Here is a 13,732-nt window from a genome sequence, read left to right as displayed (position 1 = left end):
CACCATGAAGACTTTGATCCGATGCGCCGGCGCCGTGTGCCTGGCGCTGGCCTGCCAGGGCCAGGCCCTGGCGCAGGCCAATCCCGCGCCTTCCTACGCCGCTTCGACCGGCATTGCCGCCAAGCTTGCCGTGCGCGACTCGGTGCGCGACCTGCGGGTGGAGGCGTTGCGCTCGCAACGCCGCAACGACGTGATGGTGGTGCAGGCCGAGATCGCCAACACCAGCGGCCTGCGCTCGCGTCTGTACTACCGCTTCATCTGGCTCGACGAGGGCGGCATGCGGGTGGGCGACGAGGAAGGCTGGAAGCCACTGGATTTCCTGGGTCACCAGACGCTGCCGATCAAGGGCACGGCGTTCGGCCCGCAGGCCAGCGATTTCCGCATCGAAATGAGCGCGGGCCGGCCCTGAGCGCCGCCCGCCTGTCATGTTTTTATCAGGAGTCATCATGAAGTCGTCTTTCCGCAGCGGCGTGTCGTCGGCCCGCATCGCCCTGGTCCTGGGCGCGATGCTGGCGCTGGCCGGCTGCCAGACCACCCAGCCCACCGTGGGCTCGTCGGACGTGAGTTACGGCGACACCAAGGCCGTCGAAACGGTCACCAATGAGTTCGGTTCGACCGACCTGCAGATGATCGCCGAGTCGATGACGGGCTCGCTGCTCGAGAGCCCCGTGCTGGACGGCCGCCCGACGCTGACGCTGGCGCCGGTGCTGAACAAGACCAGCGAATACATCGACACCAAGTCGATCATGAACACGATCCAGACCCGCCTGGTCAAGAGCGGCAAGGTGCGCTTCACCCGCAGCATGGACGAGATGCAGAGCGGCGTGGAGGAACTGCAGCGGCAGAACCAGAGCGGCCTCTACAAGAACCAGGGCCGCGCCAAGATGGGCAACATGAGCGGCGCCCGCTTCATGCTCGAGGGCGAGATCACCTCCATCGTCAAGCGTGGCCGCGACGTCAAGGACGTCTACTACAAGATCACCCTGAAGCTGTACGACGTGGCCGAGGGCACCATCGAGTGGCAGGACGAGAAGGAAATCCGCAAGACCTCGCGCCGTTGATGGCCTGCCAGGGAGCATGAAGATGACGAACTCCAAGCGCTTGATCTGTGGCCTGTTGCTGAGCCTGGCGTGGGGCCTGGCCCAGGCCGCCGAGCCGAAGATCGCGGTGACCGACCTGGCCTACGAAGAGCGGGTGAGCGGCTATTTCCGCGTGGTGTCGGCCTCGAGCCAGAGCCGCGTGAACCGCAGCAGCAGCGAGCGCGACAGCGGCTACGCCTATTCGGGTAACAGCCGCTACAGCGGCAGCGCGAGCAGCAGCTATCACTCGGCCGAGGGCACCTACTCCTACATCGAGTACGGCGAGCTGCGCAAGTACACGGCAGACCTGAAGGGCGCGATGCTCAAGGGCGGCGGGGTGCGGCTGGTGCAGGCCAAGGCCTATACCGGCAAGGCCTCGGACAAGGTGTTCGACATCGTGTCGCGCATCAAGCAGGGCTACTTCCCGGGCGCCGACTACGTGCTGTTCGGCACCGTCAGCGACATCCAGTTCACGCAGAACCAGATGTCGTTCGGCGGCGCCGCGCGCACCGGCACGCTGGGCCTGGACATCACCGTGGACTTCAGCCTGATCGACACCCGGACCTACGAGGTGAAGGCCGCGTTCTCGGCGCTGGGGTCGGGGCAGGACGTGAAGGCCGTGTCGCGTGCGGGTGACAGCGCGCTGTTCAGCCGGCCGAAGGCCGTCTCCGAGGCGTCCAAGAGCCTGGCCGAAGCCGCCTATGGCGAGCTCATGCAGCAGTTCGGCCTGCCGGGCCGGCACCTGCAGGGGCAGGGCGACGGGGGCGCGCCGCCGGCGCGGGCCTCGCGCAACGAACCGGTGGTCAGCTACTGATCCTGTGCCCGCCTCAAACCAAAAAGCCACCCCTCGGGGTGGCTTTTTGTTTGCAGGCCGTGGTTTGGCAGGGCTTACCTGACGCGCTTCATCATGGCGCCGACGGCGCAGCCGAGGCTGATGACCAGCAGCAGGGCCGACAGGCCCAGCAGGGCGTCGCCGCCGCTGCGCTGGCCCGGTGCCGCGTTGGCATTGGCGCCCAGCCAGACCACCAGCGCGATCAGCGAGCCCGACAGCGCGCCGACGCTGGCCGCGCACAGCGCGATGAAGAGGCGCCGGGCGCGCGAGGCCGCCTGGTTGGCGACGCCGCGGCGCGGCAGCACGACATACATGAACAGCACGAGGAACGCGATGATCATCAAAAACTTTGCAATCATCTCTTTTTCCTCACGCTACGCGCCAGCACGGCTGTGGCCCGCTTGCGACCGGGGTCGCGGCCGTGCCGCCACACGATCGCTGGCATCTCGCCCCGAGCCGGGGCCGCTGACCGCCCGCTTGCGCGTCAGTCCTCACGGCGCAGGTGCGGGAACAGGATGACGTCGCGGATGCTGGGGCTGTTGGTCAGCAGCATGACGAGACGGTCGATGCCGATGCCGCAGCCGCCAGTCGGGGGCATGCCGTATTCGAGCGCGCGGATGTAGTCGGCGTCGAAATACATGGCTTCTTCGTCGCCGGCGTCCTTGGCCTCGACCTGCGAGCGGAAGCGTTCGGCCTGGTCTTCGGGGTCGTTGAGCTCGGAGAAGCCGTTGGCGATCTCGCGGCCCGTGATGAAGAGCTCGAAGCGCTCGGTGATGCCTTCGCGGTCGTCGGAGGCACGGGCCAGCGGCGACACCTCGACCGGGTAGTCGATGATGTAGGTCGGGTTCCAGAGCTGCGATTCGGCGGTCTCTTCAAACAGCGCCAGCTGCAGCGCGCCCAGGCCGGCGCGCTTGAGCACCGGGCCGTTCACGTCGGCGCCGAACTTCTTGAGCTCGCCGCGCACGAACTCGGCGTCGTCGAGCTGGGCCTGGGTGTAGCCGTCCGTGTACTTGAGGATCGCCTCGCAGATGGTCAGGCGGTCGAAGGGCTTGGACAGGTCGAGCTCGCGCTCGCCGTAGGTCAGCACGGCGCTGCCGGTGGCGTCGATCGCGGCCTGGCGGATGAGGTTCTCGGTGTAGTCCATCAGCCAGCGGTAGTCCGCATAGGCCGCGTAGAACTCCATCATCGTGAACTCGGGGTTGTGGCGCGGGCTCACCCCTTCGTTGCGGAAGTTGCGGTTGATCTCGAACACGCGATCGAAGCCGCCCACGACCAGGCGCTTGAGATAGAGCTCCGGCGCGATGCGCAGGTACATCTCCATGTCGAGCGCGTTGTGGTGCGTGACGAAGGGCTTGGCCGCGGCGCCGCCCGGAATCGGGTGCAGCATCGGGGTTTCGACTTCGAGAAAGCCGGCGTCCTGCATCAGGCGGCGGATGCTGCCCACGGCCTTGCTGCGCGCCTCGAAGGTCTTGCGCGTGGCGTCGGTCATGATGAGGTCGACGTAGCGCTGGCGGTAGCGCAGCTCCTGGTCGGCCACGCCGTGGAACTTGTCGGGCAGCGGGCGCAGCGACTTCGACAGCAGGCGCGCGCGGGTAGCGTGCACCGAGAGCTCGCCCTTCTGCGTCTTGAACATCGTGCCCTCGATGGCCACGATATCGCCGATGTCCCATTGCTTGAAGGCGGCGTACGCCTCCTCGCCCAGCGTGCCGCGCTCGAGATAGAGCTGGATGCGGCCGCTGCCGTCCTGCAGCGTGGCGAAGCTCGCCTTGCCCATCACGCGCTTGAGCATCATGCGCCCGGCCACCTTCACGCTGACGGCGGCGTCGACCAGGGCCTGCGGGTCCTGGTCGTCGTATTTGGCGTGCAGTTGCGCGGCCTGCGCATCGGGCACGAAATCGTTGGGGAACGCAACGCCGGTTTCGCGCAGTTTGGACAGCTTGGCGCGCCGTTCGGCGATCAAGCGGTTTTCATCCTGGGTGGGCGCGGGCGAGTGATCAGTCATGATGGGTCAGTTGTAATTGCGGATGTCGTCGATTTCGGTCTTGCCGAAGTCGTCGCGGTCCAGATAGGCAAGAATGCGGGCGGCCACGTCGGCGGGGGCCGAAAGCTTGCCGGTGGCCTTGAATTCCTGGAAGCGCGCCAGGGCCGGGAAGCTGGCCTCGTCGCTCGACCGGATGGTGGCCTGCATGTCGGTGTCGACGATGCCGGGGGCCAGCGCGACGGCGCGCACGCCGCGCGCGCCATGCTCGGCATTGAGCACGCGCGTGTACATGTCGAGGGCGGCCTTGGTGGCGCAGTACACGCCCCAGCCGGCGTTGGGATTGCGGCCCGCGCCCGACGAAATGTTGACGATGCGCACGTCGGCCTGCTGCTCGCGCAGCGCGGTCAGGAAGCGCGCCGTCAGCAGCATGACCGCGGTCACGTTGAGGTTGAAGGCGTCGGCGATGGTGCGGCCGTCGGTGAGCTCGGCGGTGTTGGCCACCGGGTTGACCGTGCCGGCGTTGTTGATCAGCACGTAGCGGCGCGCCTGCGGCAGGGCCGCCAGCCGTTCGGACGCGGCGTGGGCAGCCGCGAGGTCCGACAGATCGACGGGCCACTGCTCGAGCTCGACGCCGGCGGCCTGGGCCTGGGCGGCAAGGTCGGGGTCCGTGCGCCGGGCCAGGGTCACCAGGCGGGTACCGGGTTTGAGCAGCCCGCGCGCCAGGGCGGCGCCCAGGCCGCGCGAAGCGCCGGTCAGGATGGCAAGCGTATCGATCATGTCGGAGGGCTCCGAAAGGGGTTAGACGCCTTGCTTGAGACTGGCCTGGATGAAGGGATCCAGGTCGCCGTCCAGCACTTTCTGGGTGTTGGAGATTTCGACGTTGGTGCGCAGATCCTTGATGCGGCTCTGGTCGAGCACGTAGGAACGGATCTGGTGGCCCCAGCCCACGTCGGTCTTGGAGTCTTCGAGCTTCTGCTGCTCGGCCATGCGCTTGCGCATCTCCAGCTCATAGAGCTTGGACTTCAGCATCTGCATGGCTTCGGCGCGGTTGCGGTGCTGCGAACGGTCGTTCTGGCACTGCACGACGATGCCCGTCGGCATGTGCGTGATACGCACGGCCGAGTCGGTCTTGTTGATGTGCTGGCCGCCCGCGCCGCTGGCACGGTAGGTGTCCACGCGCAGGTCGGCGGGATTGACCTCGACCTCGAACGACTCGTCGACCTCGGGGTAGACGAACACGCTGGCAAACGACGTGTGGCGGCCGCCCGACGAGTCGAACGGGCTCTTGCGCACCAGGCGGTGCACGCCGGTTTCGGTGCGCAGGTAGCCGAACGCGTACTCGCCTTCCATCTTGATGGTGGCGGACTTGATGCCGGCGACTTCGCCTTCGGATTCTTCGAGCACCTCGACCTTGAAGCCCTTGCGTTCGGCGTACTTCAGGTATTGGCGCAACAGCATCGAGGCCCAGTCCTGGGCTTCGGTGCCGCCGGCGCCGGCCTGGATGTCGACGAAGCAGTTCAGCGGGTCGGCCGCGTTCGAGAACATGCGGCGGAATTCCAGGGTCTCGAGCTTTTCCTGGAAGCCGTTGGCGTCGACCTCGATCGCTTCGAGCGTGGCGTCGTCGTCATCGGCGGCGGCGAGCTCGAACAGCTCGAGCGCGTCGGCCACGCCGGCGCCGAGCGCGGACAGCGTGCCCACGACATCTTCGAGGGACTTCTTCTCACGGCCCAGGTCCTGGGCGTGCTTGGGGTCGTTCCAGACCGAGGGATCTTCGAGTTCGGCGTTTACGACGTGCAGGCGTTCAGCTTTGGCATCGTAGTCAAAGATACCTCCGTAGAGCCTGTTCGCGCTCCGCGTAGTCGGCAAGGCGGGCGGCGATCTGGTTCTGACGTTCGGCTTCCATGATTGATCCTGGTGACTTTTATGCGAAACCTGGCATTTTAGCGTGCCTGACGGCTTCCTGCTGCCCGGGCGTGGCGCGGGGCGCGCCCCGGCACCCCGTGGCGGGCGAAATGGGGGCGGACGGCCTGGGCCGCGGCCGCCCCGGGGCCCGGATCAGGCCGCGTATTCGATCACGAGCTGGGCCGACACCATGCCGTTCCAGACGTTCTGCTCCAGGCGGTAGGCGCACTGGATCCGCTCGGGCAGGTTCTGGTCGTGGCCGAACCAGATGGCGTCGAAACGCTGCTGGCCGCGCTCGAGCGAGAGCTTCAGGTGCTTCTCGCCGACCAGGCGCTGGCTGCGCACGGTGAATTCGTCGAGGAACAGCGGCGCGGAAAAGCCCGCGCCCCAGACCTGCTGCTGCAGGATCCCCGCCACTTCGGCGTTGGCGTAGCCCGATTCGAGCGAACCGTCGGTCTCGATCAGCGGCTCGAAGTGGTCGCGACCGGTGAGCTCGCGCACCGCTGCCTCGAAGGCGGGCTGGAAGGCCGCGAAGCCGTCGCGCCCGAGCGTGAGGCCGGCCGCCATGGCGTGGCCGCCGAACTTGCGGATCAGGCCCGGGTGGCGCTTGGACACCAGGTCGAGCACGTCGCGCAGGTGCACGTCGGGAATCGAGCGGCCCGAGCCGCGGATCTCGTCGTCGCCGGCCGGCGCGAAGGCCAGCGTCGGACGCCAGAATTTCTCTTTGAGGCGCGAGGCCACCAGCCCCACCACGCCCTGGTGCCAGCCCGGGTCGTAGACGCAGACCGTGGCGCCGCTGCCGGCGTCGGGCGCCTCCATGGCCGCCATGGCCTGCTCGCGCATCTCGGCTTCGATCGAGCGGCGCTCGCGGTTGATGTTGTCGAGCTCGCGCGCCATGTTGAGCGCCTGCGCCTCGTCGTCGGTGGTGAGGCAGGCGATGCCCAGGCTCATGTCGGCCAGGCGGCCGGCCGCGTTGATGCGCGGGCCGAGCGCGAAGCCCAGGTCGAAGCTGTTGGCGTTGCGCGGCTCGCGGCCGGCCACCGCGAACAGCGCGCGCAGGCCCGGCTGCATGCGGCCGGCGCGCATGCGCGCCAGGCCCTGGGTGACCAGCAGGCGGTTGTTGGCGTCGAGGCGGACCACGTCGGCGACGGTGCCCAGCGCCACCAGGTCGGCCAGCGCGTCCAGGCGCGGACCGCCGTCGGGCGCATACACGCCGCGGCGGCGCAGCTCGGCGCGCAGCGCCAGCATCATGTAGAAGATGACACCGACGCCGGCCAGGTTTTTCGACGGGAAGCCGCAGCCCGGCTGATTGGGATTGACGATGGCCAGGGCGGCCGGCAGCGTGTCGCCGGGCAGGTGGTGGTCGGTGACGACCACGCCGATGCCGGCGGCGTTGGCCGCATCCACGCCCTCGACGCTGGCGATGCCGTTGTCGACGGTGATGATGATGTCGGGCTTGCCGTTGCGGTGGCGGCAGGCCAGCTCGATCACGGCGGGCGACAGGCCATAGCCGGTTTCGAAGCGGTTGGGCACCAGGAAGTCGACGTCGGCGCCCATCGCCGAGAGGCCGCGCAGGCCGACCGCGCAGGCGGTGGCGCCGTCGCAGTCGTAGTCGGCCACGATCAGCAGGCGCTTGTTGGCCTGGATCGCGTCGGCCAGCACGGCGGCCGCGTGTTCGGAATGGGTCAGGTGCGCGGGCGGCAGCAGCAGCGGCCAGCCGAGCTTGGTCTGGTCGGGGTGATCCACGCCGCGCGCGGCCCACAGGCGGGCCAGCAGCGGATGGATGCCGGCCGCCTCGAGGGTCTGGCAGGCGGCGAAGTCGGCGGGGCGGACGGTTAGACGGGGTGTGACCACCAGGCGTTCCAGTTGTGCTTGGGCGCGGGCAGCCACTTGGCCAGGCCCGTGCGCGGTTTCAGGGTGAGGCGGGCGCGCCGGTCGGCGCCCAGCAGCAGCAGCTCGACGGGCTGGCGCGGTGCGTGGCGGGCATCGGCCAGCGGCGCCAGGTGTTCGGCGTCGAGCCGGGCCAGGGCGTCGAGCCAGCAGCCCCAGTCGCCCTCGCGTTGCGGCGTGTGCAGGCCATCCAGCACGTGCGCCGGCGAGGCGGCGGCAGGTGACCAGGGCAGGGCGCCGCCATACAGCCAGAGGCCGTTGACCGGGGCTACGCCGCGCGCGGCGCGCGCCTCGTTGACCGGTTGTTCGTGCCAGGCCATCTGTATTTCATTGAGCAGGCGGCGCCACGGGCGGGTGGCGGCGTCGTGTTGCCACCAGGCGTCGAGGCGCTGGCCGGCCACCGCGGCCGGGCTGGCGCTGCGCGGCGCGAGACCGTCGGGCAGGCGCAGGCGCCAGCGCGCCGGGTCGACCACCTCGACGCCGAAGCCGTGTTCGGCGATCAGCGGGGCCGCCAGCTGGTACAGCGCCTGGCCCTCTTCGGGCCGCAGGTCGAGCTGGTCGGGGGGCAGCAGGGTGGCCTGGTCGGTGCCCAGCGCCAGGTGCACCAGCTCGGCCAGCCAGACCGGCTCACCGGCCGGCGCGCCCGGGTCGCGCAGGGGGCCGAGGCCGGCGCCGGTGGATTGGCCGGGGGCGGGCGTGAAGCCGGCGCGTTGGAGCTGCCACGCTTCGAACGGCGTGCAGCCTTTGGCGCGCAGGTCGAAGCCGGTGGTCTCGGCGCGCGCCGCCTGCAGCCAGGCGTGCAGCACCGGCGCGCGTTGCGGCAGGTGGCGGGCCAGTTCGCCGGCCACGGGGAGGTCGGGCAGGGCGCCCGGAATCACGATCAGCATGAGCGGCATTGTAGTGCGGCCTCGCGCCGCACGCGGAACCATCCGGCCGCGCCGGGCTCTGATCCAGAGGCGGTGCGGCGTGCCACGGGGCGCGCCGGCCGGTCCCCGTTAATGCCATAATGCGCTCGTGCTGAAAATACCCTACGAACTCTGGATTGGCGCCCGCTACGCGGGCATGGCGCGCCTCGGTCGGCGCAGCGGTCGACGCGACCGCTTCATTTCCTTCATCGCCGCCACATCGATGGCCGGGATCGGCCTGGGCGTTGCCGCCCTGATCGTGGTGCTGTCGGTGATGAACGGCTTCCAGAAGGAAGTGCGCGACCGCATGCTGTCGGTGCTGCCCCACATCGAACTCTATATCCCGGGGGCGCTGCCCGACCGGGTGCTGGCCCAATGGGATCAGTTCGGCAATGCCGCCAAACAGAATCCCGAGGTGCGCGGCGAGGCACCCTTCGTGGCGGCGCAGGGCATGCTGGTGCGCGGCCAGGCGCTGCGCGGCGTGCAGGTGCGCGGCATCGACCCGGCGCTCGAAGGCAAGGTCTCCGACCTGCCCAAGCAGATGGTGAGCGGCAAGCTGGCCGACCTCGTGCCCGGCAGCTTCGGCGCCGTGCTCGGCAGCGATCTGGCCGACGACATGGGCGTGAAGGTGGGCGACACCGTGCTGATGCTGGCGCCGCAGGGCTCGATCAGCCCGGCCGGCTTCGCGCCGCGCATGCGCCAGTTCACGATCGTGGGCACCTTCTCCTCGGGCCACTATGAATACGACTCCTCGCTCGTGTTCGTCGACGACGACGACGCGGCGCGGGTGTTCCGCGACAGCGGCACGGCCGGCGTGCGGCTGCGCATCGCCGACATGCAGCGCGCGCCGCAGGTGGCGGCCGAGCTGACCAAGGTGCTGCCGCCCTATGTGATGGCCTCCGACTGGTCGCGCAACAACCGCACCTGGTTCGCCGCGGTGCAGACCGAAAAGCGCATGATGTTCCTGATCCTGGCCCTGATCGTGGCCGTGGCGGCGTTCAACCTGCTGTCGTCGCTGGTGATGGCCGTGAAAGACAAGCAGTCCGACATCGCCATCCTGCGCACGCTGGGCGCGGGGCCGGGCGAAGTGGCGCGCATCTTCCTGGTGCAGGGCGCGCTGATCGGCGTGATCGGCACCATCGCCGGCGTCGCCGGCGGCATGCTGATCGCGTACAACGTGGACGTGATCGTGCCCTTCATCGAAGGGTTGCTGGGCGTGCATTTCCTGCCGCGCGAAATCTATTTCATCAGTGCCTTGCCGTCCGACCCGCAGGTTCAGGACATCGCGATCATCGGCGTGACCTCGCTGGTGCTGTCGCTGCTGGCCACCCTCTACCCCAGCTGGCGCGCCTCGCGCCTGCAACCGGCCCAGGTGCTGCGCCATGACTGATACCACCCCGGATCTGAATCCGCCGCCGGCACTGCTGGCCCAGCACCTGACCAAGGTCTACGACGAAGGTCCCGAGCGCATCCTGGTGCTCGACGACGTGTCGCTGGCCGTGGAGCGCGGCGAGATGGTCGCCATCGTGGGCGCGTCGGGCTCGGGCAAGAGCACGCTGCTGCACATCCTCGGCCTGCTCGACGTGCCGTCCGAGGGCACCGTGATCGTGGACGGCATCGACTCGGCCGGCCTGTCGGAGCGGCGCAAGAGCGCGCTGCGCAACCGCAGCCTGGGCTTCGTCTACCAGTTCCACCACCTGCTGCCGGAATTCACCGCGCTCGACAACGTGGCCATGCCGCTGATCGTGCGGCGCGTGGATCGCGACACCGCCCGCACCGAGGCGCGCGAGGTGTTGCGCCTGGTGGGCCTGGCGGCGCGCGAAGGCCACTACCCGGGCCAGCTGTCGGGCGGCGAACGCCAGCGCGTGGCGCTGGCCCGCGCCCTGGTCACGCGGCCGGCCTGCGTGCTGGCCGACGAGCCCACGGGCAACCTCGACCGCCACACCGCGCAGATCATGTTCGAGCTGCTCACGCAGGTGAACCAGGAATCCGGCACGGCGTTTGCTATCGTGACCCATGATCCCGAGCTGGCGGCGCGTGCCGATCGCCAGCTGCATATGGAAGGCGGGCGGCTGCTGCCCGGCTGATCGCCAGCCGGCCGCGCCACGCCCGCGCTTGCGGAGCCGCCTGTGTTCATCGACACCCACTGCCATCTCGACGCCGCCGAGTTCGATCCGGACCGGCTCGAGGTGGCGCGCGCGGCGCAGGCCGCCGGGGTCGGCGCGATCGTCATTCCGGCCATCGAGGCCGCCAATTTCGAGACGGTCGCGACGCTGGCCCGGCAGTTCGAGGGCGGCACCTACGCGCTCGGCATCCATCCCCTGTACGTCGGCCGCGCACGCGACGGCGATCTGGACGTGCTGCGGGCGGCCATCGAGGCGGCCTTGCCCGATCCGCGTTTCGTGGCGATCGGCGAGATCGGCCTGGACTTCTTCGTGCCGGAGATCGCCAGCGGCGAACCGCGCGAACGGCAGGAACGCTTTTACGCGGCCCAGCTCGGCCTGGCGGCCGAGTACGGCCTGCCGGTGCTGCTGCACGTGCGCCGCTCGCAGGACATCCTGCTCAAGTATCTGCGGCGGCAACGCAATCTCGCCGGCGGCATCGCGCACGCCTTCAACGGCAGCGCGCAGCAGGCCCAGGCCTTCGTGGCGCAGGGCTTCGCGCTGGGGCTGGGCGGCGCCATGACCTTCGAGCGCGCGCTGCAGATCCGCCGCCACGCCACCGATATCGACCTGTCGCACCTGGTGCTCGAAACCGATGCGCCCGACATCCCGCCGGCCTGGCTGCACGAACCCGACCGGCGCATCCCGCCGGCCTGGCTGCACGAACCCGACCGGCGCAACTCGCCGGCCTGGCTGCCGCGCATCGGCGCCGTGCTGGCCGAGCTGCGCGGGCTGCCGCTGGCCGAGATCGAGGCCGGCACCACCGCCGCCGCGCGCCGCGTGCTGCCCCGCCTGGACCGCTGGCTGGAGCGCGCGTGATCGCGACGGCTTCCCCCGGCGCGCGCGGGCGGCGATAATCCGCGCTGTGCCGTGCGCGTGCCGCACCGCCGATCTCCTGGAGAAGCTCACATGAAAAAACTCAGCACGCAAGACCTGCAGGCCGCCGTGGAGATCCTGCGCCGGGTGCAGGCCCGCCTGGCGCGCGCCGGCGAGCTGCCGCTCGAGCCCACGCTGTATCAATGCGCCAAGGGCTACAAGCGTTCGCTCGCGACCTATCTCTGGACCTGGCTCTCGGGCCTGCTGGCGCCGCAGAAGAGCCTCGCGCTGTGGCTCGACGTGCATCAGGCCGGCTGGCGCCAGGGCAAGACCCCGGCCGCCGCCGTGTATGCGCGCGCCGAGCATCAGTGGTTCGAGTGGCTGATCGCCGAGCTCCAGCGCGAGATCGACGATCCGCACGAACGCGCCCGCCGCGCCTGACGCGCGGCGCCCGCCTGCATGAACACGCGTTTCGTCGAAGCCTTTCTATGGTCCGCCCGGCTGGGCAGCTTCCGCGCGGCCAGCGATCGCCTGCACATCACGCAGGCGGCGGTGGCCAACCGCATCGCCTCGCTCGAAGAAGACATCGGCGCGCGCCTGTTCGAGCGCGACTCCAAGGAGTTGCGCCTGACCGCTGTCGGCACACGCCTGCTCGACTATGGCGAACGCCTGCTCGAGCTGCGCCAGCAGATCCTGTCGCTGGGCCGCAGCGGCGACGAGGTGTTCGGCCTGGTGCGCATCGGCGCGATCGAGACCGTGGTGCACACCTGGCTCATCGGCTTTCTCACCAATCTGCGTTCCACCTATCCCGGCATCGAGGTGCAGCTCACCTCCGAGACCACGCGCGCGCTGCACCGCGGCCTGCGCGAAGGCTCGCTCGACATCGCGTTGCAGACCGATGCGGTGACCGAGGCCGGCGCCGTGAACCTGCCGTGCCTGCCGATGGAGATGGGCTGGGTCGGGCCGGCCGGCGGCGAGGAGAGCGCAACCGTGGAAGAGCTGCTGCGGGTGCCCGTGCTCACGATGAGCCCCGGCTCGCAGCCGCACGAGGCGCTCAAGAATCTCTACCGCGATGCCGGCATGCCGCTGGGCAAGGTGCATTGCGTGAGCTCGATCTCCGCGCTGGCGCGCCTGGTGCGCAGCAACTTCGGCCGCGCGCTGGTGCCGCTGCCGCCGATCTACGAATACGTGGCACGCGGCGAGCTGCAGATCCTGCGCACCGACGCCGTGGTGCCGCCGCAGCGGCTGGTGGTGAGCTATCTCGAAGGCGCGTCGAGCGACGCGATCCGCCTGGTGGCCGAGCTCGCCTGTCGCGCTTCCGACCAGTTCACGACCTCGGTGCAACCGCCGCCTCTGGGCAGCGCGCAATAGGATTTACCCTGAGACGCGCCGTATAAATTTTATTGCGCGGTCCACAAAATTACTCGTTTGTCGGCCGAGGCGGCCGGGCATGAAGATAGTGCCTTCCGTTATTTAGGAAAGGCGCATCTCAGCCATGACTTCCCACCAAGATTCCCTGAACGGCATGCTGTTCGTCGCGACCGACGTCGATCCTGCCGAAGAACTCGATTTCAACCGCTGGTACGACCGCGAGCACGTGGAAGAGCGCGTGCGCATCCCGGGCTTTCTGTCGGGCGCGCGCTATTCCAGCGTCGAGGGCGGCCGCAAGTATCTCGGCCTGTACCGCACCCGCGACCTCGGCGCCTTCACGTCCGATGACTATCGCGCCGCGTTCGGCCAGCAGACCGCCTGGTCCGTGACCAACCTGGACCGCATGCGCAACCCGATGCGCCGCGTGTGCGCGGTCGAGGCCACCACCGGCTTCGGCAGCGGCGCCCACCTGGTCGTGCTGCCGCTCGGCACTGCCGCCGACAGCGCGGCCGCGCTCAAGCTGGGCGCCGAACTGGCCGCCCGGGACGGGTTCATCCACGGCTACCTGCTCACGCCCGACGCCACGCTGAGCTCGCCGCTGCCGCGCGAAAGCACCGAAAACCGCCAGTTGCTGCCGATCTACGTGATCGAGGCCAGCACCGCCGACGCCGCGCGGGCACTGCGCGCGCAGGCCGCGGCCGCGTTCGGCGTGCCCGTCGAAGCGGGCTGGCTGATGGCGCTGGGCTGGAAGCTCACCGCCGCCGACCTGGCCTGAGGGCCGACGAGACTGACCG

At 69.4% G+C, this 13,732-nt stretch carries 15 protein-coding genes; 9 read left to right on the top strand and 6 right to left on the bottom strand.

Features of this window, described 5'->3' with window-relative positions; translation table 11 throughout:
• Positions 1-4 precede the first annotated feature (4 nt).
• From CEG14_RS14240 to CEG14_RS14230, 3 genes are read left to right on the top strand one after another with little or no spacing between them, the layout of a single operon-like run.
• Positions 5-409, top strand: coding sequence for a YcfL family protein (locus tag CEG14_RS14240; protein ID WP_094826991.1), 405 nt, complete (start codon positions 5-7; stop codon positions 407-409).
• A 37-nt stretch (positions 410-446) separates the two neighbouring features.
• Complete coding sequence (lpoB, locus tag CEG14_RS14235) at positions 447-1,061, top strand: penicillin-binding protein activator LpoB (RefSeq protein ID WP_094826990.1); 615 nt, start codon at positions 447-449, stop codon at positions 1,059-1,061.
• Between the two features lie 22 nt (positions 1,062-1,083).
• Positions 1,084-1,893: a penicillin-binding protein activator LpoB gene (locus tag CEG14_RS14230; RefSeq protein WP_143277213.1), complete on the top strand. Its 810-nt coding sequence runs from the start codon at positions 1,084-1,086 to the stop codon at positions 1,891-1,893.
• 74 nt (positions 1,894-1,967) lie between these two features.
• Here the strand turns inward: CEG14_RS14230 and CEG14_RS14225 are convergent, their stop codons facing one another.
• From CEG14_RS14225 to CEG14_RS14200, 6 genes are all read right to left on the bottom strand, one after another.
• The gene (locus tag CEG14_RS14225) at positions 1,968-2,270 is read right to left on the bottom strand and encodes a hypothetical protein (RefSeq protein ID WP_094826988.1); all 303 of its coding nucleotides are present in this window, start codon (positions 2,268-2,270) and stop codon (positions 1,968-1,970) included.
• Between the two features lie 125 nt (positions 2,271-2,395).
• Positions 2,396-3,913, bottom strand: a complete 1,518-nt coding sequence (lysS, locus tag CEG14_RS14220) for a lysine--tRNA ligase (RefSeq protein ID WP_094826987.1) — start codon at positions 3,911-3,913, stop codon at positions 2,396-2,398.
• A gap of 6 nt (positions 3,914-3,919) precedes the next feature.
• Positions 3,920-4,669, bottom strand: coding sequence for an SDR family oxidoreductase (locus CEG14_RS14215; RefSeq protein WP_094826986.1), 750 nt, complete (start codon positions 4,667-4,669; stop codon positions 3,920-3,922).
• A gap of 21 nt (positions 4,670-4,690) precedes the next feature.
• A protein-coding gene (gene prfB / locus CEG14_RS14210) for a peptide chain release factor 2 (RefSeq protein ID WP_141243347.1) occupies positions 4,691-5,795 on the bottom strand; the annotation gives its coding sequence in 2 pieces (ribosomal slippage) (positions 4,691-5,713 and positions 5,715-5,795; 1,104 coding nt in all).
• Between the two features lie 152 nt (positions 5,796-5,947).
• The gene (recJ, locus tag CEG14_RS14205) at positions 5,948-7,648 is read right to left on the bottom strand and encodes a single-stranded-DNA-specific exonuclease RecJ (protein WP_094826985.1); all 1,701 of its coding nucleotides are present in this window, start codon (positions 7,646-7,648) and stop codon (positions 5,948-5,950) included.
• Positions 7,630-8,571 (bottom strand): hypothetical protein, encoded by a 942-nt coding sequence (locus CEG14_RS14200; RefSeq protein ID WP_094827545.1) that lies wholly within the window; start codon positions 8,569-8,571, stop codon positions 7,630-7,632. The genes recJ and CEG14_RS14200 overlap by 19 nt, the downstream gene beginning before the upstream one ends.
• A 175-nt stretch (positions 8,572-8,746) precedes the next feature.
• On the opposite strand from CEG14_RS14200, the gene CEG14_RS14195 reads away from it, so the two are divergent.
• The 6 genes from CEG14_RS14195 (at position 8,747) to CEG14_RS14170 (ending at position 13,713) form a co-directional block, all read left to right on the top strand.
• Entirely contained in the window at positions 8,747-9,979 is a 1,233-nt protein-coding gene (locus CEG14_RS14195; RefSeq protein WP_256985792.1) for a lipoprotein-releasing ABC transporter permease subunit, read from the top strand.
• Complete coding sequence (locus tag CEG14_RS14190) at positions 9,972-10,676, top strand: ABC transporter ATP-binding protein (protein ID WP_094826983.1); 705 nt, start codon at positions 9,972-9,974, stop codon at positions 10,674-10,676. The genes CEG14_RS14195 and CEG14_RS14190 overlap by 8 nt, the downstream gene beginning before the upstream one ends.
• Before the next feature lie 42 nt (positions 10,677-10,718).
• Positions 10,719-11,570: a TatD family hydrolase gene (locus CEG14_RS14185; RefSeq protein WP_094826982.1), complete on the top strand. Its 852-nt coding sequence runs from the start codon at positions 10,719-10,721 to the stop codon at positions 11,568-11,570.
• Positions 11,571-11,660: 90 nt separating this feature from the next.
• Positions 11,661-12,008 (top strand): hypothetical protein, encoded by a 348-nt coding sequence (locus CEG14_RS14180; protein WP_094826981.1) that lies wholly within the window; start codon positions 11,661-11,663, stop codon positions 12,006-12,008.
• 18 nt (positions 12,009-12,026) lie between these two features.
• Entirely contained in the window at positions 12,027-12,938 is a 912-nt protein-coding gene (locus CEG14_RS14175) for a LysR family transcriptional regulator (protein WP_094826980.1), read from the top strand.
• Positions 12,939-13,062: 124 nt separating this feature from the next.
• The gene (locus tag CEG14_RS14170; RefSeq protein WP_094826979.1) at positions 13,063-13,713 is read left to right on the top strand and encodes a DUF4286 family protein; all 651 of its coding nucleotides are present in this window, start codon (positions 13,063-13,065) and stop codon (positions 13,711-13,713) included.
• The last annotated feature ends 19 nt before the right edge of the window (positions 13,714-13,732 follow it).

Source organism: Bordetella genomosp. 1, assembly GCF_002261335.1.
Taxonomy (GTDB): Bacteria; Pseudomonadota; Gammaproteobacteria; order Burkholderiales; family Burkholderiaceae_B; genus Bordetella.
This window is presented reverse-complemented; position numbering and strand designations above follow the sequence as displayed.

Excerpts from the sequence above, each read along its gene's own strand:
- CEG14_RS14240 (WP_094826991.1), top strand. The coding sequence starts at position 5 with ATGAAGACTTTGATCCGATGCGCCGGCGCCGTGTGCCTGGCGCTGGCC.
- lpoB (WP_094826990.1), top strand. The coding sequence starts at position 447 with ATGAAGTCGTCTTTCCGCAGCGGCGTGTCGTCGGCCCGCATCGCCCTG.
- CEG14_RS14230 (WP_143277213.1), top strand. The coding sequence starts at position 1,084 with ATGACGAACTCCAAGCGCTTGATCTGTGGCCTGTTGCTGAGCCTGGCG.
- CEG14_RS14225 (WP_094826988.1), bottom strand. The coding sequence starts at position 2,270 with ATGATTGCAAAGTTTTTGATGATCATCGCGTTCCTCGTGCTGTTCATG.
- lysS (WP_094826987.1), bottom strand. The coding sequence starts at position 3,913 with ATGACTGATCACTCGCCCGCGCCCACCCAGGATGAAAACCGCTTGATC.
- CEG14_RS14215 (WP_094826986.1), bottom strand. The coding sequence starts at position 4,669 with ATGATCGATACGCTTGCCATCCTGACCGGCGCTTCGCGCGGCCTGGGC.
- CEG14_RS14200 (WP_094827545.1), bottom strand. The coding sequence starts at position 8,571 with ATGCTGATCGTGATTCCGGGCGCCCTGCCCGACCTCCCCGTGGCCGGC.
- CEG14_RS14195 (WP_256985792.1), top strand. The coding sequence starts at position 8,747 with ATGGCGCGCCTCGGTCGGCGCAGCGGTCGACGCGACCGCTTCATTTCC.
- CEG14_RS14190 (WP_094826983.1), top strand. The coding sequence starts at position 9,972 with ATGACTGATACCACCCCGGATCTGAATCCGCCGCCGGCACTGCTGGCC.
- CEG14_RS14180 (WP_094826981.1), top strand. The coding sequence starts at position 11,661 with ATGAAAAAACTCAGCACGCAAGACCTGCAGGCCGCCGTGGAGATCCTG.
- CEG14_RS14175 (WP_094826980.1), top strand. The coding sequence starts at position 12,027 with ATGAACACGCGTTTCGTCGAAGCCTTTCTATGGTCCGCCCGGCTGGGC.
- CEG14_RS14170 (WP_094826979.1), top strand. The coding sequence starts at position 13,063 with ATGACTTCCCACCAAGATTCCCTGAACGGCATGCTGTTCGTCGCGACC.